Origin of the sequence: Caballeronia sp. Lep1P3 (assembly GCF_022879595.1) — a bacterium.
GTDB lineage: Bacteria > Pseudomonadota > Gammaproteobacteria > Burkholderiales > Burkholderiaceae > Caballeronia.
Map to the genome: position 1 here is coordinate 1095749 of NZ_CP084266.1, position 19813 is coordinate 1115561.

General features: G+C 63.8%; 17 protein-coding genes. 9 read left to right on the forward strand and 8 right to left on the reverse strand.

Annotated elements, in window-relative coordinates; translation table 11 throughout:
• Positions 1 to 6 precede the first annotated feature (6 nt).
• Positions 7 to 3075 (reverse strand): formate dehydrogenase-N subunit alpha, encoded by a 3069-nt coding sequence (fdnG, locus tag LDZ27_RS19505; RefSeq protein WP_244816506.1) that lies wholly within the window; start codon positions 3073 to 3075, stop codon positions 7 to 9.
• A 305-nt stretch (positions 3076 to 3380) separates the two neighbouring features.
• Here fdnG and LDZ27_RS19510 point away from each other — a divergent pair, with 305 nt between their 5' ends.
• Positions 3381 to 4691 carry a YihY/virulence factor BrkB family protein gene (locus LDZ27_RS19510; RefSeq protein ID WP_244816507.1) on the forward strand — a complete coding sequence of 437 codons (1311 nt, stop codon included), beginning with the start codon at positions 3381 to 3383 and terminating at the stop codon, positions 4689 to 4691.
• A gap of 30 nt (positions 4692 to 4721) precedes the next feature.
• Here LDZ27_RS19510 and LDZ27_RS19515 read toward each other — a convergent pair whose 3' ends face one another.
• Entirely contained in the window at positions 4722 to 5003 is a 282-nt protein-coding gene (locus tag LDZ27_RS19515) for a hypothetical protein (RefSeq protein ID WP_244816508.1), read from the reverse strand.
• A 16-nt stretch (positions 5004 to 5019) separates the two neighbouring features.
• On the opposite strand from LDZ27_RS19515, the gene LDZ27_RS19520 reads away from it, so the two are divergent.
• Both LDZ27_RS19520 and LDZ27_RS19525 read left to right on the forward strand, forming a co-directional pair.
• Positions 5020 to 6189 (forward strand): porin, encoded by a 1170-nt coding sequence (locus LDZ27_RS19520; protein ID WP_244816509.1) that lies wholly within the window; start codon positions 5020 to 5022, stop codon positions 6187 to 6189.
• 206 nt (positions 6190 to 6395) lie between these two features.
• Positions 6396 to 7385, forward strand: coding sequence for a glycerophosphodiester phosphodiesterase family protein (locus LDZ27_RS19525; RefSeq protein ID WP_244816510.1), 990 nt, complete (start codon positions 6396 to 6398; stop codon positions 7383 to 7385).
• 1 nt (position 7386) lies between these two features.
• Here LDZ27_RS19525 and LDZ27_RS19530 read toward each other — a convergent pair whose 3' ends face one another.
• Complete coding sequence (locus LDZ27_RS19530; RefSeq protein ID WP_244816511.1) at positions 7387 to 8256, reverse strand: proteasome-type protease; 870 nt, start codon at positions 8254 to 8256, stop codon at positions 7387 to 7389.
• A 179-nt stretch (positions 8257 to 8435) separates the two neighbouring features.
• On the opposite strand from LDZ27_RS19530, the gene LDZ27_RS19535 reads away from it, so the two are divergent.
• Positions 8436 to 9998 (forward strand): 3'-5' exonuclease family protein, encoded by a 1563-nt coding sequence (locus LDZ27_RS19535; RefSeq protein ID WP_244816512.1) that lies wholly within the window; start codon positions 8436 to 8438, stop codon positions 9996 to 9998.
• Here LDZ27_RS19535 and LDZ27_RS19540 read toward each other — a convergent pair.
• On the reverse strand, positions 9995 to 10726 hold the full coding sequence (locus tag LDZ27_RS19540) for an SDR family oxidoreductase (protein WP_244816513.1): 732 nt from the start codon (positions 10724 to 10726) through the stop codon (positions 9995 to 9997). The two genes, LDZ27_RS19535 and LDZ27_RS19540, sit on opposite strands and share 4 nt — an antisense overlap.
• A gap of 133 nt (positions 10727 to 10859) precedes the next feature.
• Between LDZ27_RS19540 and LDZ27_RS19545 the strand changes: the two genes are divergently transcribed.
• On the forward strand, positions 10860 to 11759 hold the full coding sequence (locus LDZ27_RS19545; protein ID WP_244816514.1) for a LysR family transcriptional regulator: 900 nt from the start codon (positions 10860 to 10862) through the stop codon (positions 11757 to 11759).
• 89 nt (positions 11760 to 11848) lie between these two features.
• Here LDZ27_RS19545 and LDZ27_RS19550 read toward each other — a convergent pair whose 3' ends face one another.
• The 3 genes from LDZ27_RS19550 to LDZ27_RS19560 all read right to left on the reverse strand — a co-directional run bounded on the left by LDZ27_RS19550 (position 11849) and on the right by LDZ27_RS19560 (position 15548).
• Positions 11849 to 12316, reverse strand: coding sequence for an HU family DNA-binding protein (locus LDZ27_RS19550; protein ID WP_244816515.1), 468 nt, complete (start codon positions 12314 to 12316; stop codon positions 11849 to 11851).
• Positions 12317 to 12498: 182 nt separating this feature from the next.
• Entirely contained in the window at positions 12499 to 13257 is a 759-nt protein-coding gene (locus LDZ27_RS19555) for an endonuclease/exonuclease/phosphatase family protein (protein ID WP_244816516.1), read from the reverse strand.
• Positions 13254 to 15548 carry a VTT domain-containing protein gene (locus tag LDZ27_RS19560; protein ID WP_370653445.1) on the reverse strand — a complete coding sequence of 765 codons (2295 nt, stop codon included), beginning with the start codon at positions 15546 to 15548 and terminating at the stop codon, positions 13254 to 13256. Before LDZ27_RS19560 ends, LDZ27_RS19555 begins: the two co-directional genes overlap by 4 nt.
• Before the next feature lie 214 nt (positions 15549 to 15762).
• Here LDZ27_RS19560 and LDZ27_RS19565 point away from each other — a divergent pair, with 214 nt between their 5' ends.
• From LDZ27_RS19565 to LDZ27_RS19580, 4 genes are all read left to right on the forward strand, one after another.
• On the forward strand, positions 15763 to 16791 hold the full coding sequence (locus LDZ27_RS19565) for an aldo/keto reductase (protein WP_244816517.1): 1029 nt from the start codon (positions 15763 to 15765) through the stop codon (positions 16789 to 16791).
• Positions 16792 to 16901: 110 nt separating this feature from the next.
• Positions 16902 to 17516: a LysE family translocator gene (locus LDZ27_RS19570; protein WP_244816518.1), complete on the forward strand. Its 615-nt coding sequence runs from the start codon at positions 16902 to 16904 to the stop codon at positions 17514 to 17516.
• A 345-nt stretch (positions 17517 to 17861) separates the two neighbouring features.
• Positions 17862 to 18029, forward strand: a complete 168-nt coding sequence (locus LDZ27_RS19575; RefSeq protein ID WP_244816519.1) for a hypothetical protein — start codon at positions 17862 to 17864, stop codon at positions 18027 to 18029.
• Positions 18030 to 18278: 249 nt separating this feature from the next.
• Positions 18279 to 18440, forward strand: coding sequence for a DUF1328 family protein (locus tag LDZ27_RS19580; RefSeq protein WP_035509367.1), 162 nt, complete (start codon positions 18279 to 18281; stop codon positions 18438 to 18440).
• A gap of 75 nt (positions 18441 to 18515) precedes the next feature.
• On the opposite strand, the gene LDZ27_RS19585 is transcribed toward LDZ27_RS19580, so the two are convergent.
• Complete coding sequence (locus tag LDZ27_RS19585; RefSeq protein WP_244816520.1) at positions 18516 to 19628, reverse strand: MBL fold metallo-hydrolase; 1113 nt, start codon at positions 19626 to 19628, stop codon at positions 18516 to 18518.
• Positions 19629 to 19813: the final 185 nt, after the last annotated feature.

Genomic DNA, 19813 nt, shown 5'->3' on the forward strand with positions numbered 1-19813 from the left:
GTCTCCTTATGCCTTCTCGACCTTGACGAGGAACGACTTGAACTCCGGCGTCTGCGAGTTCCCGTCGCCCACGGAAGGCGTGAGCGTGTTGACGAGATAGCCCGGCTGCGTCAGGCCCTTGAAGCCCCAGTGCAGCGGCAGGCCGACGGTTTCCACCTTCTTGCCCTCCACGGTCAGCGGTTTGATGCGTTTGGTGACAAGCGCCACCGCGACGATATGCCCGCGATTGCTCGATACCTTCACGCGATCGCCCGCCACCACGCCCACTTCCTTCGCGAGATTCTCACTGATCTCCACGAACTGCTGCGGCTGCACGATCGCGTTGAGCTTGACGTGCTTGGTCCAGTAGTGGAAATGCTCGGTCAGGCGATACGTCGTGGCCGTATGCGGGAACTTGTCGGCGGTGCCGAACGCGGCGCGATCGTCCGGGAACACGCGGGCGGCCGGATTGCTCGTGGCCACCTTGTTCTCCGGGAAGAACGGGTTGTAGCCGAGCGGCGTCTCGAACGGCTCGTAGTGCGTCGGGAACGGGCCTTCGTTCATGCCGTCGCGGGCGAAGAAACGCGCCACGCCTTCCGGATTCATGATGAACGGGCTCATGCCGTTCTCGGGCGGCTCGTCCACCTTGAAGTCCGGAACGTCCGCGCCGGTCCACGCCTTGCCGTTCCAGCCGACGAGTTTTCTCGAAGGATCGAACGGCTTGCCGTTCACATCGCACGATGCGCGGTTGTACAGCACGCGGCGATTCGCCGGCCACGCCCACGCCCAGCCGAGCGTCTGGCCGATGCCGGTCGGGTCGGCGTTGTCGCGCCGGCCCATCTGATTGCCCGCCTGCGTCCACGAGCCGCACCAGATCCAGCAGCCGCTCGCCGTCGATCCGTCGTCGCGCAACTGCGCGAAACTCGACAACTGCTCGCCCTTCTTCGCGACGATCTTCGTCTTGTCGGTCGGATCGGTGACGTCCGCGAGCGCGCGGCCGTTGAACTCCATCGCGATCTCTTCGGGCGTCGGGCTTTCCGGGTCCGCATAGGGCCACGTCATATTGAGGATCGGGTCGGGATACTTGCCGCCCTTTTCCCGATACGCGCGGCGCATGCGCAGCCACAGTCCCGCCATGATTTCGATGTCGCTTCGCGCCTGGCCCGGCGCCTGCGCGCCCTGCCAGTGCCATTGCAGCACGCGCGACGACGAGACGAGCGAGCCGCGCTCTTCCGCGAAGCACGTCGTCGGCAGACGGAAGACTTCGGTCTGAATCTTCGACGAATCGACGTCGTTGAATTCGCCGTGGTTCTTCCAGAACTCCGACGTTTCCGTGGCGAGCGGGTCCATCACGACGAGCCACTTCAGCTTCGACAGCCCGAGGCTGATCTTCGCCTTGTTGGGCGCGGCCGCGAGCGGGTTGAAGCCCTGCGCAATGTAGCCGTTCATCTTCCCCTGCGCCATCAGCTCGAACACTTGCAGCATGTCGTAGGACTTGTCGAGCTTCGGCAGATAGTCGAACCCGTAGTTGTTCTCGGGCGTGACGTTGTCGCCCCACCACGACTTCATGAAGCTCACATGGAACGCGCGATAGTTCTTCCAGTAGCTCAGCTGGTTCGGCCGCAGCGGTTGCGTCGCGCGCTTCGTGATGTACTCGTCGTAGTCCTGCTCGCCTTCCATCGGCAAGGTCATGTAGCCGGGCAGCAGGTTCGACATCAGGCCGAGATCGGTCAAGCCCTGAATGTTCGAGTGCCCGCGCAGCGCGTTCATGCCGCCGCCCGCAATGCCGATATTGCCGAGCAGAAGCTGCACCATCGCGCCGGTGCGGATCATCTGCGCGCCGACCGAGTGATGCGTCCAGCCGAGCGCGTACAGCACCGTCGCGGCGCGGTTCGGCTGCGCGGTCGATGCGAGCATCTCGCAGACCTTCAGGAACTTGTCGGTCGGCGTGCCGCACACCTTCGTCACCATTTCGGGCGTGTAGGCGGCGTAGTGCTGCTTCATCAGGTTGTACACGCAGCGCGGATGTTGCAGCGTGGGATCGACCTTCACGAAGCCGTCGTCACCGCGCTCGTAGTCCCAGCTCGTTTTGTCGTACTTGCGATGCTCCGCGTCGTAACCCGAGAACACGCCGTCCTTGAACGCGAAGTCCTCGCGCACGATGAACGACATGTCCGTGTAGTTCTTCACGTACTCGTGCTGGATCTTGTCGTTCGTCAGCAAATAATTGATGACGCCGCCAAGGAAGGTGATGTCCGTGCCGGTGCGGATCGGCGCGTAGAAATCCGCCACCGATGCCGTGCGCGTGAAGCGCGGATCGACCACGATCAGCCGCGCCTTTCTGTGCGCCTTCGCCTCGGTCACCCATTTGAAACCGCACGGGTGCGCCTCGGCCGAATTGCCGCCCATCACCAGAATTACGTCCGCGTTCTTGATGTCGACCCAATGGTTCGTCATCGCTCCACGGCCAAACGTCGGGGCAAGACCTGCCACCGTCGGGCCATGTCAGACACGCGCCTGATTGTCGAATGCGAGCATGCCAAGACTGCGGACAGTCTTGTGCGTGAGGTACCCGACTTCATTGCTTCCCGCCGACGCCGCGAGCATGCCCGTCGTCAGCCAGCGGTTGACCTTCTTGCCGTCCGGCGTGCTTTCGACGAAGTTCGCGTCGCGGTCTTCCTTCATCAGCGTCGCGATGCGGTCGAGCGCGTCGTCCCACGAGATGCGCGTCCACTCGGACGAACCCGGCGCGCGGTACTCGGGGTACAGCAGCCGGCTCGGGCTATGAATGAAGTCGATGAGCGAGGCGCCCTTCGGACACAGCGTGCCGCGATTGACCGGATGATCCGGATCGCCCTCGATATGGATGATGCTGGCCTTCGCGTTCTTGGCGTTGTCGCCCAAGCCGTACATCAGGATGCCGCACCCGACCGAGCAGTACGGACAGGTGTTGCGCGTTTCAGTGGTGCGCGACAGTTTGTATTGCCGGACTTCGGCGAGCGCGGGTGCCGGAGAAAAGCCCAATGCTGCGAGGCTCGATCCGGCGAGCGTGCTCGCGGAAACCTTGAGGAACTGTCGCCGTGACATTTGAAGCATGGTGGCCTCGGCGCGTCGTAAGTGGGGTGCTCTGCAGTATAGGTGTGCGTTTTGCCTCGACGGGCTTTAACGCACGACGTTCGCTCTGTGGGCGCGGCGTGCGGCGCGGATAATGCCGATGCGCGCAGCAATGCGGCGCCTTTTTGCAAACAGGCGCGATCATAGCAACCTTCTTATGTAGACGCTTACCTGGCGCACGCTGTCTTGGAACGGAACCTGCTCGACCGGTTGCATTTACCGCCCGCGGGCGCGTGCGACGCGGGAAATCCCGCGCCGCCAGCGTCCGATCGACTGAGAGACCTGTCATGAGCTCCGTTTCCACGCAGAGATTAGAGGCCGCCGTCAAAAAGGATGCGTCGTGGGTGATCGGCGCGCTCAAGCAGTTCTCCGAGAACCGCTGCGCCGCGATGGCCGCGAGCATCGCGTTCTACTCGGCGTTTTCACTCGCGCCGACGCTCGTCATGGTGATCGCCGTCGCCGGCTGGGTGTTCGGCCCCGAAGCGGCGCGCGGGCAGCTTTTCCATCAGGTCAACGGTCTGATCGGCGATCAGGCGGCGGCGGGCGTGCAGAGCATCGTGGAGAACGCGCATCGCAGCGGCGGGACGGGCATCGCCGCGATCATCTCGTTCGTGCTGCTCGCGGTGGGCGCGTCCGCGACGTTTTCGTCGCTCAATACGGCGCTCAACATCGTCTGGCCGCTTGCCGGAGAAACGCGCTCGGGCGTGCTCGCGATGGTGCGCGTGCGGCTCGTGTCCTTCGGGCTGGTGCTGGGCGTCGCGTTTCTATTGATCGTCTCGCTCGTGCTGGATACCGCGATTCAGGCCGTCGGCTTGTGGCTGTGGGGCAATTCGCCGTTCGTTATCATCGGCGATATCGTGCAGATGGTCGCGGGGCTCGCCATTCTGTCCGTCGCGTTCGGCGCGCTGCTCAAGTTTCTGCCCGATGCGCCGGTGCAATGGCGCGATGCGCTCGTCGGTGGCCTCGTGGCCGCGCTGTTTTTCTCGGCGGGCAAGAAGCTCTTTGCTTTCTATCTGACTCATGCGGGCACGGCGAGCGCATTCGGCGCGGCCGGATCGCTCGCGGTGCTGTTGATGTGGCTGTATTTCTCGGCGGCGGTCTTGCTGCTCGGCGCCGAGTTTTCCGCAGCCCGCGCGCGCATGCACGATCCGCGCGGCGCTTGGGGCATGCAGAACAATGGCCGCGTGCCGCCGGGCAGCCGCGCGAAAATCGGTTCGATGCTCGCCGCTTCGACGCGCGCGGCCGTGCCGAACGCCGCTGCCGCTGCTGCTGCATCCACGGCGCGGTCGGTCGCGCCGAACGCCGCGGCGTCCGTAACCGCCGATGCCTCCACGCCGCCGGCCATCCGCGCGCGCTCCCTGACGGCGCAAGCCGGCGGGACGATCTTCGCCATGCGGCTCGCGCTCGAACTGTCGCGCAAAGTCGCACGGGCCGAGACGAAAGCGACGCGCGCGACCGCAGCCGCGATGGTCGGCGCCGGGCGCAAGGCATCGCAGGCGAATGCGGCAGTGAGGCGCCATCCGTGGCGCGCGGTGCTCGTCGCGGCAGGCGCGGGCGTGGCCGTGGCGCTGCTTTCCCGGCGCGATGGCGACGGCTGACGCTTCACCGGCTCGTCACTTATGGCGCTGTCACGCTGAAGCGAAAAATGGCACGGCGATGCGCGCCTTTGTTATCCGAATCGACGCCAATCGAGCGGACGCGCGACGCACAATCGTCGGCTCGCGAAACGGGGCGCGGAACTTTTCCTGCGCGTGCATGTCGTCGAAAAAATCCGCTGACGGGTCGCTGAGACCGTTTATCGGCGGGCGTTCCGCCGCAGTGTGTGTTTTTGGAGACAGTCTATTTTTTTCGTTTCTAACGTAACGAAACGTTGCGTTATTCTCTGCGCCGGTAACAACGATTTTAATCATTCGCGTGGAGAATTCGATGAAACGATTCGCACTGACGTCCCTCTCGCTGGCCCTGCTCGGCGCGGCTGGCGCAGCACAGGCACAAACGAGCGTGACGCTGTATGGCGTGATCGATGCCGGTCTGGGTTATGTGAGCAACGCCAACGCTAACGGCCAGAAGCTGTTCGGCATGATCAACGGCAACCTGTCCGGCGACCGCTGGGGCCTGAAGGGTCAGGAAGACCTCGGCGGCGGCCTGAAGGCGATCTTCCAGTTGGAAAATGGCTTCGACGTCGGCACGGGCCGTCTGGGACAAGGCGGTCGCGAATTCGGCCGTCAGGCATTCGTCGGTCTGTCGGGCGCGCAATGGGGTACCGTGACGCTGGGCCGTCAGTACGACCCGCTCGTCGACATGGTTCAGGGCATCACCGCCGACAACTACTGGGGCGCGGTCTTCGCAACGCCGGGTGACGTCGACAACTACGACAACTCGCTGCGCACGTCGAACACCGTCAAGTACGTTTCGCCGAACTTCGCGGGCTTCCAGTTCGAAGGCCTGTATGGTTTCTCGGGCCTCGCTGGTGCAACCGGCCAGGGCCAGACGTGGTCGGGCGCCGCGACGTACAACAACGGCCCGCTGGCTATCGCAGGCGGCTACTTCTTCACGAGCAACCCGAACACGCCGCTCGCAGCAGGCGCGCGCACCGGCTGGAACAGCCCGTCGTCGGATCCGCTGTTCGACGGCCCGATCAACAACGGCTACGCTTCGGCTCACTCGATCGGCATCGCACGCGGCGCGATCCAGTACTCGATCGGCGCATTCACGGTCGGCGGTTCGTACAGCAACGCGCAGTATCGTCGTGACGGCTTCTCGACGTTCGCATCGAACGAGAAGTTCAACATCGGCAACGGCTTTGTGAACTTCCAGGCGACGCCGGCTCTGCTGGTTGGCGTGGGCTACACGTACAGCAAGGCGTCGGGCGACACGTCGGCGACCTACCACCAGGCAAGCGTCGGCGCGGACTACTCGCTGTCGAAGCGCACGGACCTGTACGCAGTCGGCGCATATCAGCACGCAAGCGGCACGCAGCGCGACGCGGCGACCGGCGCTCCGGTGGCGGCGCAGGCTTCGATCGGTTCGTATGGCTACGAAAGCGGCCGCAACCATCAAGGCATCGTCATCATCGGCATGCGTCACAAGTTCTAATAGCACTAGTAACAACCGATCGGCGTGGCACGCGAGTGCCGCGTCGACGGACAGCGGCATCTCGAGCAGCCATCGGTTTTCCGATGGCTGTTTTTTTTGCGCGATGAATCCGTGATGAATCGTCGCAGCGCGCGCAGCCGATCGGCGGCATCGGCAGAATGAATGCCGTACTTCGCTTCTCGATATCGCGTTACGGAGTTGTGTCGATGACCTCACGCGCGCTGGCTGCGCTTCGCCCGATCGCCGTTGCCGCGCTCTTCGCGTGCGGCGCGATCCGCGCCTTTGCGGACGATGCTTCGCCCGCCCTGCCGATGATCGTCGCCCATCGCGGCGGCGCCGCCGACTTTCCCGAGAACACGCTGCTCGCCATCGCCGGCGCGCTCGCGCATCGCGCAGACGCCATCTGGCTCTCGGTGCAGCTCACGCACGACGGCGTTCCGGTGCTGTATCGCCCGGCGAAGCTGTCGGCGAACACCGACGACGCGGACGGCGCGGGCGCCGTCGCCGACACGGATTTCACCGCGCTCGAACGCCTCAACGCCGGATGGAATTTCGCGCGAACCGATGCCACCGGCGCGAAGACGTTTCCCTATCGCGCGCATCCGCTCAGGATTCCGACGCTGCGCGAAGCGTTGCGTGCCATTCCGGCATCGACGCCCGTCATCCTCGACATGAAAGCGCTGCCCGCCGAGCCGCAAGCGGCGGCCGTCGCCCGCGTGCTTTCCGACGAAAACGCATGGAGCCGCGTGCTGATCTATTCGACCGATGCCGCGTACCGGTCGGCGTTCGCGGCTTATCCTCGCGCGCGGCTATTCGAATCGCGCGATGCGACCCGTGGACGGCTCGCGGGCGTCGCGCTGGCTCACGCGTGCATCGACCCGCCGCAGCCCGGCACGTGGGCCGCATTCGAGTGGAAAAGGCAGATGGAGTTGACGGAGACGTTCACGCTCGGCGAGGCGCGCTCGCCCGTCACGGCGCAGCTCTGGACGCACGAGGCGCTCGCGTGCTTCAGAACGCATGGCGATGTGCACGTCATGGCAATCGGCATCGACGACGCCGCGGACTATCGCGCCGCCGCGTGTCTCGGCATCGACGCGGTGCTCGCCGACTCGCCGCGCAAGTTGCAGGCGATCAAGGCAGGCATGACGGGCGAAGCTGGAATGGCAACGCCGCAATGCGCCGCCGACGCGCGCTGACTCAATCGTGCGGCGCGTTGCCCGCCGCGTCGATATTTTGCGCGAGTGTCTGCGCGGGCGCATCGGACGCGGCGGGAAGATCGCCGATCACGAGGCGCGGCACCATCGTGCGCGATTCGCGCGGGCGCAGCGGCACGTTCGCGAGATCCGTCCAGGTCGGATTCGGAATCTCGCCGAAAAGCTGCCGCAGGCGCTCGCCCCAAGAGCGGTTGATCATCTGGTAGTACGCGCTGTCGTTGTCGAGCGTGGCGAAGCGCGTGACGCGCAGCGCGTCCTTCTCGTAGACGAGCAGATCGAGCGGCAGACCGACCGAGAGATTGGAGCGCAGCGTCGAATCCATCGAAATGAGCGCGCATTTGGCGGCTTCATCGAGCGGCGAAGCGGGCGTGATGACGCGATCGATGATCGGCTTGCCGTACTTCGATTCGCCGATCTGGAAATACGGCGAAACGCGCGTCGATTCGATGAAGTTGCCCGCCGCGTACACCATGAACAGGCGCGGGCCCTGGCCCTGAATCTGTCCGCCGAGGATGAAGCTGCAGTTGAAGTCGACGCTGAATTCCGCGAGCGACAGCGCATCGCGCCGATGCACCTCGCGCACCGCATCGCCGACGATGCGCGCCGCTTCCGCCATCGTCGCGCAGCTATAGAGCGTGGGCGCGTCGGGGTCGGCGGGTTCCGCGAGCAGTTGCGTCACCGCTTGCGTGAGGGCGAGGTTGCCCGCCGCGAGCAGCACGATCACGCGCTCGCCGGGCTGCTCGAAGACGGCCATCTTGCGAGCGGCGCTGACGTGGTCGACGCCGGCGTTGGTGCGCGTGTCGGACAGGAACACGAGGCCCTCGTCCACGCACATGCCCACGCAGTAAGTCATGTCGATATTTCCGAAAATCAAAAAACCAAACCAATATTGTACTAATCGGGCTCGCGCATCGCATCGCGCGTGCTTATGTGCGCAATATCGGCACGCGCATGCGCTCGCTTGAGCGCGCAATGCGATGCGCGTTTTCGCGCTAGACTCGGCGCCTGTCTCGCTCTTTCCTTTTGTTTCCGATGCCTCAGGATTCTCTCGCCGATGCCTTGCTCGCCGGTCTCGCGCGCCCTATCGTGTTCGTCGATCTCGAAACCACGGGCAGCGACGCGACGGCCGATCGCATCACCGAAATCGGCGTCGTCGAAGCGAGCACGGCGGGCATCGAGCAATGGAGCGTGCTCGTCGATCCGGGCATGCCGGTGCCGCCTTTCGTCTCGCGGCTGACGGGCATCGACGATGCCATGCTGCGCGGGCAGCCCACGTTCGAATCGCTCGCGCCCGCGCTTGCCGAACGGCTCAACGGCAAGCTCTTCGTCGCGCACAACGCGCGCTTCGACTACGGCTTTCTCAAGAACGAGTTTCGCCGCGCGGGCATCGCCTTTCGCGCGGATACGCTATGCACGGTGCGGCTCTCGCGCGCGCTTTTTCCGTCGGTCGAGCGGCATGGTCTCGATGCGCTCATCGCGCGCTTCGATCTCGCGCCGCAAGGACGGCATCGCGCGCTCGCGGATGCGGACCTCCTGTGGCAGTTCTGGCAGAAGATTCACGAGCTTTATTCGCAGGAACTCGTCGATGCCGCGGTGAAGACGCTCGTGAAACGCGCGAGTCTGCCCGCCGCGCTGCCCGAAGGCGCGCTCGATGCGTTGCCGTCCGCGCCCGGCGTCTATCTCTTTCATGGCGACGACGACGTGCCGCTCTATATTGGCAAGAGCATCAATCTGAAGCAGCGCGTGGCCGCGCATTTCTCGGGCGATCATCGGCTGGCGAAGGACCTGTCGATATCGCAGGCGATCCGTCGCATCGATTATCGCGAGACGGTCGGCGAACTCGGCGCGCTGCTGCTCGAAGCGAAGCTCGTGAAGGACTTGCAGCCGGTGCACAATCGCCTGCTCAAGCGCGCATCGGCTACGTGTGCATGGCAATGGCTGCCGGGCGCGCCCGCGCCGGTTCTTCTGCGCGCCGACAAGCGCGATCTGTCGCGCGAGCCGCATCTGTTCGGCGTGTTCGCGTCGCGAGCGAAGGCGCATGGGTTCATGCGCCATCTCGCCGATGAACACACGCTCTGTCCCGCGACGCTGGGCCTCGAAAAAGCGCCGCCGGGACGCATGCGCGGCTGCTTCGGCTATCAGGTGAAGCGGTGTCTGGGCGCATGCGCGGGCGCCGAGACGCTCGCGCATCACGCGGCGCGCGCGCTCGAAGCGCTCGAGCCTGCGCGCGTCGTGCGCTGGCCGCACGAAGGCGCTGTCGCGATTGCCGAGCGCGATGCGCAAACCGGCCGCGAAGCGTGGCATGTGATCGACCGCTGGTGTTACGTCGGCACCTGTGCAACGCGCGAAGACATTGCGGCGCTGCTCGGGCACGCACCGTCGCCGCGCCCTTTCGATGCCGACGTCTATGCGCTGCTCGCGAAACGCTTCGCTTGCGGACAGCTCGAATGGCTTGCCTGCGATGCGCGTCCCGCATTCGATCTCGTCATGCAGCAAGCGATGCCGACGCTCGCCGCATCGAACGAAAAGCGTGCTGCGCCGCGCCGTCGCGCGAGCGACGTCACGAACGCGGCACAGCTCGCGCTGCCCGTTTAAGCCAAGCCGCCATTCGCGCGCAACACTTGCCCGTTGACCCAGCCCGCGTCCGCACTGGCGAGAAACCCCACGACCGACGCGATATCGTCCGGTTGACCGAGCCGCTCCAGCGGCGGCATCTTCGCGAAGCTCGCGATCTGTTCGTCGCTCTTGCCTTCGAGAAAGAGCGACGTCGCCACCGGTCCCGGAGCGATGGCATTCACCGTGATGCCGCGCCCGCGCAATTCCTTCGCAAAGACGTGCGTGAACGCTTCGACGGCCGCTTTCGTCGCGTTATAGACCGCGTAGCCGGGCATGTTGAGCGCGAGCGTGGTGCTCGAGAAGTTCACGATGCGTCCGCCGTCGTTCATGCGCGATGCCGCTTCGCGTAACGTGTTGAATGTACCGCGCACGTTGATATCGAACGTGCGGTCGTAGAGCGCGTCGCTGGTGTCGGCGAGCGGCATGGTCTTCAGAACGCCCGCGTTGTTCACCAGCACATCGACCTTGCCTAGCTGCGCCTCGACCGCATCGAACATGCGCCGCACGTCGTCGGCATGCGCCACGTCCGCTTTCACCGCGATGCCCGCGTCTAGCTCCGCGACGAGCGCATCGGCTTCGTTCGCGCTCGACGCATAGTTGACCGCGACGGCAAAGCCGTCGCTCGCGAGCCGCCTCGCGATTGCCGCACCGATGCCGCGCGATGCGCCCGTCACGATGGCAACACGCTTGCCCTGTTTCTCATTCATCGCTTGCTCCCCAAGTTGACTGCCGGATGCGAAGCATGATGAATCATTCGTCTTTGGCGATCATCGTGCGTGGCTTAGTATCATCGTTCCAGTTGCTTCAACAATCGAACGATAAGACGGAAGCCCTTCGCAAATGGATCGCTTTCAAGAAATGCAGGTGTTCGTGCGCATTGCGGAGCGGCACAGCTTCACGCAAGCCGCCGACGATTTACAGATGCCGCGCGCCACCGTGACCAACCTGATGAAGCGCATGGAAGAGCGGCTCGGCACGCGCCTTCTCGAACGCACGACGCGCACCGTGCGCCTCACGCATGATGGGCAAGCGCACTATCGGCGCTGCGTGCGCCTGATTCAGGACCTCGAAGAAGCCGAGGGATCGTTCAGGCATGCGGAACCCAAGGGCCTGTTGCGCGTGAATCTGCAAGGCACGCTTGCGCGGCATTTCATCGTGCCTGCGTTGCCTGCGTTTCTTGAACGGTATTCGCAGATCGAACTGCAAATTGGTGAAGACGACAGGCTCGTCGATCTCGTGCGCGAGGGCGTGGATTGCGTGCTGCGCGCGGGCACGTTGCAGGATTCGTCGATGATCGCGCGGCGCGTCGCACTGCTCGAACAGGTGACGGTGGCGAGCCCCGCGTATCTCGCGCGGCATGGCACGCCGAAGAGTCTGGATGCGCTCGCATCACATCGCGCGGTGAATTATCTATCGAGCGCAACGGGGCGCGCATTGCCGCTGGAATTCGCGGTGCACGGACGCATCGAGACCGTGGAGCTTGCGTCGGCTATCGCGGTGAGCGGCGTCGAGCTTTATACGCAGGCGTCGCTTGCGGGACTCGGCATCGTGCAGGTGCCGCGCTATCACATCGACGATGCGCTTGCGGATGGGCGTCTGCAATGCGTCCTGACCGATCATCCTCCGCCACCGATGCCCGTATCGGTTCTTTATCCGCAAAGCCGGCAGTTGTCCGCGCGCGTGCGGGTTTTCGTGGAGTGGGTCGCGTCAGTCTTTCAGCAGACCGGAAGCGCGGTCTGAATCAACGCATATGAAAAAAGCCAGCTTTCCGCGAGGAAAGCTGGCTTTCTTTTGGCATCGACAGAAAAAGTCGAACGCCGTACAGAACCTTAAGCCGCTGCGTCCTTCAGCTTCTTCAACGCACGCGCCTTGATGCGCACGCTTGCCGGCTTGGCCGGGAACCAGCGTTCTTCACCCGTGAACGGGTCTTTGCCGAAGCGCTTCTTCTTGGCCGGGACGGATTGTGCGGAAATCTTCAACAGGCCGGAGAGCGTGAATTCGCCAGCGCCCTTCTTGTGAACCGAACCGAGGATCGTGTCTTCGAGTGCGACGAGCACGGCCTTCACTGCCTTCACGTCCACTTCGGCGCGGTCTGCCAGATGCGCGGCGAGCGATGCCTTCGTGAAGGTGTCCTTGATCGGCGACGGCGTACCCGCGGTCTTCTTCGCAGCAACGTTCTTGGCGGCTACTTTCTTCGCGGCAACCTTCGTTGCTGCTTTCTTTGCCGGTGCGGCGGACTTTGCCGTGGCCTTCTTGGCCGGGGCTTTCTTAGCAGCGGTTTTTGCGGAAGTCGGCATGTTTCTCCTACCTGTTTGGTCGTTGATATCGAATACGTCCGCACCGATGCGTGCGTATCACGCCGGATTCTACATACGCCGGACGCGTTCGTGCGAGTCTTTTGCGTTTTTATATCGTTTTTTCAGGGGTTTTCTGGAGCAACGCGTGGCGTCATGCTGACATGTGCGCCACTCGACATGCATCAGGCTTCATCGAGCCGACGATGCGCGATGTGCGCGATGAGCGGATAGTGATCGGATGCAATGCGCGAAAGCGACGTGCGGTGCACATCCACACGCATGAGCCGTTCGCCCGGATGCACCCAGATGCGATCGAGCGCGAAGAGCGGCCAGCGCGTCGGAAACGTGCGCAACGCGCTTGCGCGATGAAAGTGCGTAACGAGACGCCGCAGCGTGCGGCCATAGACGAACCATTCGTTGAGATCGCCGAGCAGAATGACGGGAAGCGCGGGTGTATCGAAGCTCTGCAGCACTTGTTCCACTTGTGTGCGCCGCTCGCTCGATGCAAGCCCGAGATGCGTCGCCACGACGCGCCATGTCTCACCGCCGCAATCGATGTCGGCATCGAGCGCGCCGCGCGGCTCACGGCTTCTGAAAGAGAGATCGAGCGTGCGAACGGCCTGCACCGGATAGCGCGTCAGCACCGCATTGCCGTAACGCCGCTCGGGCGTGTCGAGCGTCGGTCCCGCAACGGCGTGCAGGTTCGTCATGCTCTGCAGCACGTGCAGCACGTCGGGCGAACCGCTGCCGCCAAGCGGCACTTCCTGCAGCGCGAAGATGTCGGCATCGACTTCGGTGAGCACTTCGCCGATGCGCTCGGGCGCGAACTTGCCGTCGATGCCCACTGCGCCGTGCAGGTTGTACGTCGCGATGCGCAGCTCCTTCGCGCGCGCGACCTTCGCGGTTTCGATATCGATTCCGGCGTCGTGCATCAACGTCATGAGTTCACCTCGTTTTCGCTGCGCGGCACGGCGTCTTGCGCGCGGTCGCCTGGCATCGCGTTGCGCTCGCGCAGCAGGCTCGCGCGCGCGGCTTCGTCGCTTGCACGCGACTTGTCCTCGTCGCTCGGTGCGCCTTCGTGGATCTTTTCTTCGCGATGATCGCCGCGCCCAAGAAAGCGCTGCAACAGAATGGACACGCCGATCAGCACCGCGCCGATGCCGATCAGCACCGCGAACGAGCCGACCGTCGGACGGCGCAGGGAAGCCACGAGCTGATGCGCGAACGCCACGGTCAGCAAGATGCCCGGCCCCATTCCGAGCAGCGTGCCGATAAGAAAATCGCGCATGCGTATATGCGACGCGCCCGCCACCAGATTGACGATGGAAAACGGCGCGACGGGCAGCAGCCGCAACACCACGACGGCGACGATGCCGCGCTTCGCGACGCGTTCGGACAGCCGGTTCACGCGCGCGCCCGCGAGCTTGCGCACGGCGTCCCGTCCGAGCCAGCGCCCGAGCAGATACATGATGGCGGCCGAGATCATCGTGCCCGAGAACGCATAGAGACTGCCCCATCCCGCGCCGAACGCGAGGCCGGTCGTCGCGATCAGCACCGTGATCGGCACGGAGATGAGCGCGGCCGCCACGTAACACAGCACGATACAGAGCGGCGCGAGCGGCAGCGCGTCGATACGCCGGGTCGCGTTCGTGAGCGACTTGAGATTCACGTAGTCGCCAAGCGGCGTCCAGTGCCAGAGCGCCGCGATGCCGACGAAGATCAGCGCGAGCACGCCGAGCAGCGCGAAGCGTCCGATGAGCGGCCGCGTCCTTTCCGCGGGCACGAACTGGTCGACGAGTTCGTCCGGCGCGATGGGCGTCTCGGGATCGATGAGCGCGTCGGGCGGAATGAGTTGATCCAGTTCGCGCGACACCACGGGATCGAGCGGCACCAGCGTGCGATGTTCGTCGCGGTCGCGCGAAAGCGCAGCGATGGCCGCATTCATGCCGCCGCGCGCATCGCGCTCGCGCACGATGTCTTCGATATTGCAGCCGAGATGTTCCGCGAGCAGCGTGTCGCGCATCTTCGCGATCGCGCGACGGATACGGATGTCCGCGCCGGCATCGATCGACACGTTGCATTCGCTGTCGAGCACCATCGAGCGATTGTTCAGGTTCGCGGAACCGACGATCAGCAGTTCGTCATCCACGATCATCAGCTTGCTGTGAACGTTGACGATCTGCTCGCCCAGGTCCGGCACGCTCGGGCATAACAGCCGATACCGTCCGTGACGGTCGGCGCTCTTGAGAATGGTGTGCAGGCGCGCGCGCAGCACGCCCATCGTGACATCCTGAAGCCAGCCGCTCTGATTGCGCGGCACGACGATGGCGACATCGGGACCGTCCTCGCGCGCGAGCGATTCGGATAGCGCCGCGCCGATCGAACCGGATGTGAAGTACTGGTTCTCGATATAGATGCTGCGCCGCGCGCGGGCAATCGCATCGAGATATTGCGCGCGAATCTGCTGCACGGCGGGACGGCCGAGATAGGCCGGCTCCGTCAGCGAAATGGCGAGCCGCACGTCTTCGAGATCGACGGCGCGCGAAGGCGGCCACGGATCGTTTCGCAGCGCCGCGCGATGCGCGCGAATCGCGAGCCGCCTGCCGCACGCGCGCGACCATCGTTCGCGCGCAAGCTGGCCGATCTCGCGCGCCGCGTCGCCATCGAACATCGTGTGCACGTCGTGGAACGGCTGATATGCGATGCCGTTCGCATCGCGGCGATGCGGGTCGTCGGGCGCATGCGCGGGCGTGTCCCAGCGCGAGCGCGTGAGATCGAGACCGCCGACGAACGCGAGCCGGTCGTCGATCACGACGATCTTCTGATGCTGCGAGCCGCCGAGCGGATGCTTGCCGTCCATCTGAAACGCGATGCGCCGATGCGTGCGCCAGCCCATTTTGTAGACCGGCAGCCACTCGCGTTCGAACGCGTAGAGCATCGCGAAGTCCCACGCGAGAATGTAGATGCGCAACCGGCGCTTCTCGGCGGCGATGGTATGCAGAAAGTCGCCGAGCGCTTCGGGATAGCCATCGTCCGCGCCTTCGGGCGTGAGCTTCATGCGGCTGTCGATATCCCAGCCGAGAATAAAGACGGTGCGTTCCGCGCGCGTGATCGCTTCGCGCAGCACGCTGAAATAATCCGATCCGTCGATAAGCAGGCTAAAGCGGTCCGCATGACGCACGCTTGCGCAGTTGCGTCCCGGCTCGAAGAAAGATGCGTCGCGATGCTCCATCGTCATGGCGTTGGCGCGCGGCTCGCGCGCGGATGTGTCGGTCAAGCGTTCTCCGTGATGAACTGCATGAGTGAGTTGCCGCGTTAGCAGTTTGCAAGCCGCATGCCCGCGTTTCGCGGTATATGGCTCACGTCTGCGCGCATGCGACCATTGCGGTAGTCTCGCGTGAGCGACATCGTTTGCCTGTCAGTTCACAACCCATGAGGACACGAGAATGGAATATCGACATCTAGGCGCTTCGGGCTTCAAGGTTCCCGTATTGAGTTTCGGCACCGGCACCTTCGGCGGCAAAGGCGAATTCTTTCAGGCGTGGGGCGAGACGGACGTAAGCGAAGCGCGTCAGCTCATCGACATTTGCCTCGATGCGGGCGTCACGATGTTCGACACCGCGGACATCTATTCGCGCGGCGCGTCGGAATCGATTCTCGGCGAAGCGCTGAAGGGCCGGCGCGACAAGGCCATCATTTCGACGAAGGCGACCTTTCGTTTCGATGCGGACGATCCCAACAGCGTCGGTTCATCGCGCTTTCATCTCATCAAGGCAGTCGACGATGCGTTGAAGCGCCTGCAAACCGATTACATCGACCTCTTTCAGTTGCACGGCTTCGATGCGAAAACGCCCGTCGAAGAGACGCTCTCCACGCTCGACGATCTCGTGCGCGCGGGGAAGATCCGCTATACGGGCGTGTCCAATTTCTCGGGCTGGCATCTGCAGAAATCGCTCGACGTAGCGGATCGTTATGGCTATCCGCGCTATGTCGCGAATCAGACGTATTACTCGCTTATCGGCCGCGACTATGAATGGGAACTGATGCCGCTCGGTCTCGATCGGGGTGTCGGCGCGGTCATCTGGAGTCCGCTCGGATGGGGGCGTCTCACGGGCAAGATCAGGCGCGGCGAACCGCTGCCCGCGTCGAGCCGTCTGCATAAAACCGCCGACATGGGGCCGCCCGTGCCCGACGAGTATTTGTATCGCGTCGTCGATGCGCTCGATGCCATCGCCGAGGAGACCGGCAAGACGGTGCCGCAGATCGCGCTGAACTGGCTGCTTCAGCGCCCGACCGTCGCGACCGTGCTGATCGGCGCGCGCAACGAAGAGCAGCTCAGGCAGAACCTGGGCGCGGTGGGCTGGAACCTCACGCCTGAGCAGGTCGCGCGGCTCGACGAGGCGAGTAAGGTGCGACCGCCTTATCCGTACTGGCATCAGGAAGGCTTCGCGGAGCGCAATCCCTTCCCGGTGTGATGCATGGCGGCGTGGCGCGCCGTACCGGAAATCTTTTGCGAAGCTGTACCGGTACTGTACAGATCACAGTCCGTACACTGCCGCAAATCGATTCTTCCAGGAGCCGCGCCATGCCATCCGACCTGCTCAACGCCCTTCCCGCCGCCGCGCTCTTCGCGCTCGTCATGACGATCACGCCCGGCCCGAACAACACGATGCTCCTCGCTTCGGGCGTGAATTTCGGGCTCAAGCGCACGGTGCCGCATGTGCTCGGCATCAGCGCGGGCGTTGCGCTTCTGATGATGGCCGCGGGCTTCGGACTCGCTGAGGCATTCGGCCGTCTGCCGTGGCTCTATTCCGTGCTCGAAGCGGCGAGCGTCGCGTATCTGCTGTATCTCGCGTGGAAGATCGGCACGTCGTCGTCCGTTCAAATGCGCGATGCGGAGCGCCGCCCGATGCGCTTTCACGAAGCCGTCGCGTTCCAATGGGTCAATCCGAAGGCGTGGATGATGGTGCTGACTGCCGCGACGACCATTCATCTGCACGCGAGCCTTTCGCTCAACGCTGCGCTGATGGCGCTCGTGTTCGTCGTCATCGGCTTGCCGTGCATCACCGCGTGGGCGGCGTTCGGCATGTCGCTGCGCCGCGTTCTCGCGAAGCCGCGCCTGCTGCGCGCATTCAATCTCAGCATGGCCGCGTTGCTCGTGTTGTCGCTCTATCCGATCGTTGCGCATCTGTTCGAATGATGCGCACGATGAAACGCAGCGCACAGCGTTTCATCGCTACATCGCGCGTATTCGTGTACCGGACCCGCGACGACAAAGCGCTTTGCCACGCAGCCGGACCGGTGCATACTGAACCTTCGCACCGGCCCGGCAAAACTTGCCGTTCCGCTTGAAAGAATGGGAAGGCGTTTCTACTCCCTGGTTTCGTCCTTGTTCATCAGCGCTGTCGGACGAACGATCGCGACCTCACCTTCCCTAAGCGGTCCTTTAAGGCGATTCATCGCCCGGTGCGTGATGCCTTCTCTTGTTCGTCGGTTCGCGCCGATTATTGCGGCGCGGCTTTGAAATTTGCTCAAGGAGTACGCCATGTCTGGAGCCAACCGCCCGTCCGGTCCCGCCACGCGCAAGTCCCTCGACCTTGCCGATCAGATCGAGCGCGATGAGTTGAAGAACCATCTGCCGGATGCGAACCGCGTCGACGATGAAGACGACGAGGACGACGAAGCCGACTCCGATCGCACACCCGGCCGCTAGTCCTAAGAGCCGCATGCGCCGCTTACCGCGTGCGCCCCGACGCCGCAATCGCCCATGTTTCAGCGGGCCTTGCGGCGTTTTTGCATCCGCTGGGCGCGAACCCATGTGTCGAACTGGGCACAGCAGTTGCTCTACCCCTCGTGCCGCCGAAGAGCGTGAACAAAAGCGCGGCACGACCGATGAGCGAAGGCGGCAACGGTGTCAGTCCGCTGCGAATCGAACTACCAACCGATCCCCGTGGGAGGCTTCATGCTCCGTTACGCTGTCATATTCTTCATCATCGCGATCATCGCGGCCTTTTTCGGCTTCGGCGGGATCGCAACGGGCGCGGCGGAAATCGCCAAGATCCTGTTCTTCATCTTTATCGTGATCTTCCTCGCCACGCTGCTGCTCGGCGTCTTCAGGCGATGACGATCGCAGCATCGCACGCCATGCAATGAGAAACGCGCGGGTTTATCGCCCGCGCGTCTTGCTTATCGCGCAATGTTAAGGAACCCGAATCGTTTCGCCATGCTCGAGGACAGTGAATGCATCGCCGGGAAGACCGGCGTTGCGCACGGCATCGGCAAGACGATGCGGCGGTTCGTCGAGCGGCTCGTCGGTGAGTTCGAACGTGCCCCAATGAATGCCGATGGCGCGCTTCGCGTGAATATCCTTGAAGATCTGCACGGCTTCTTCCGGGTCGACGTGCTGCGCGTGCATGAACCAGCGCGGGTCATAGGCGCCCACCGGAATCAATGCGAGATCGAAGCCGCCGAAGCGCGCGCCGATATCGCGAAAGTCGGGCGAATAGCCGGTATCGCCCGCGAAGAAAAACGAGAACGGATGTGGCGCGCCCGCCGGCGTCTTCACGACGTAGCTTCCCCACAAGGTTTCGGCGCGATCGAAGGGCGTGCGCGCGGACCAGTGCTGCGCGGGCGTGAACCAGATATCGAGTCCGGCTGCGTGCGTTTCATCGCCCCAGTCGAGTTCTTCGACGTTGGTGATACCGACGCTCGCCATCCATGCTTTCACGCCGAGCGGCACGAGAAAGCGCGGCGGGCCGCCGGCCTGACGGTTCAACGCCTCGACGCTCGGCTTGTCCAGATGGTCGTAATGGTTGTGAGAGATGAGCACGACGTCGATATGCGGTAGCTGATCCAGCGTTAGCCCGGGCGGCATCTTGCGCTTGGGGCCGATGAACGAGAACGGCGACGCGCGCTCGGAGAAAACCGGATCGGTCAGGATGTTCACGCCGTTCACTTGCAAGAGCGCACTCGCGTGGCCTATCCAGGTGAGCGTATCGACCGTCCGGTTCGACTTGAGGAACGCAATGTCCGGATGAACCATCGGGAAGCGGTAGCCGTTCGCCGGTGGCTTTGGAAGCCCTTGCGTGAAGCGCTCCCATTGCCATTTGAGAAACGACTCGCGCGGCAAGTGTCCGTAGTTGTTCTCGTAACCCGATGACGTGCGCTTTGCATGATGAAGCGGCTGCGGCTCGCCGGTCGCTGCGGGAGCCGGTTCTTCACCACGCGCGTGCGTTGCGCCCGAGCAGCCGGCAAGCAGTGAAAGTACGCAGCACGCGACGCTTAGTCGTTGTCGAGCGAGATTCGGGCGCATCGATGTCCCCGCGAGTGACGTGTCTATGCCGTTTTCTTCATACTTAATGAAGAAACGCCATAACGTTTCGCGCGCATATGCACGCGCGACGCCTCGCCGCAAGAACCGCGCCGTGGCCTGCTTCTTGCAAAGACCCACGCATCAAAAACCAGCGGCGGCGCGTCAGCAACGACGCAGCACGCCGC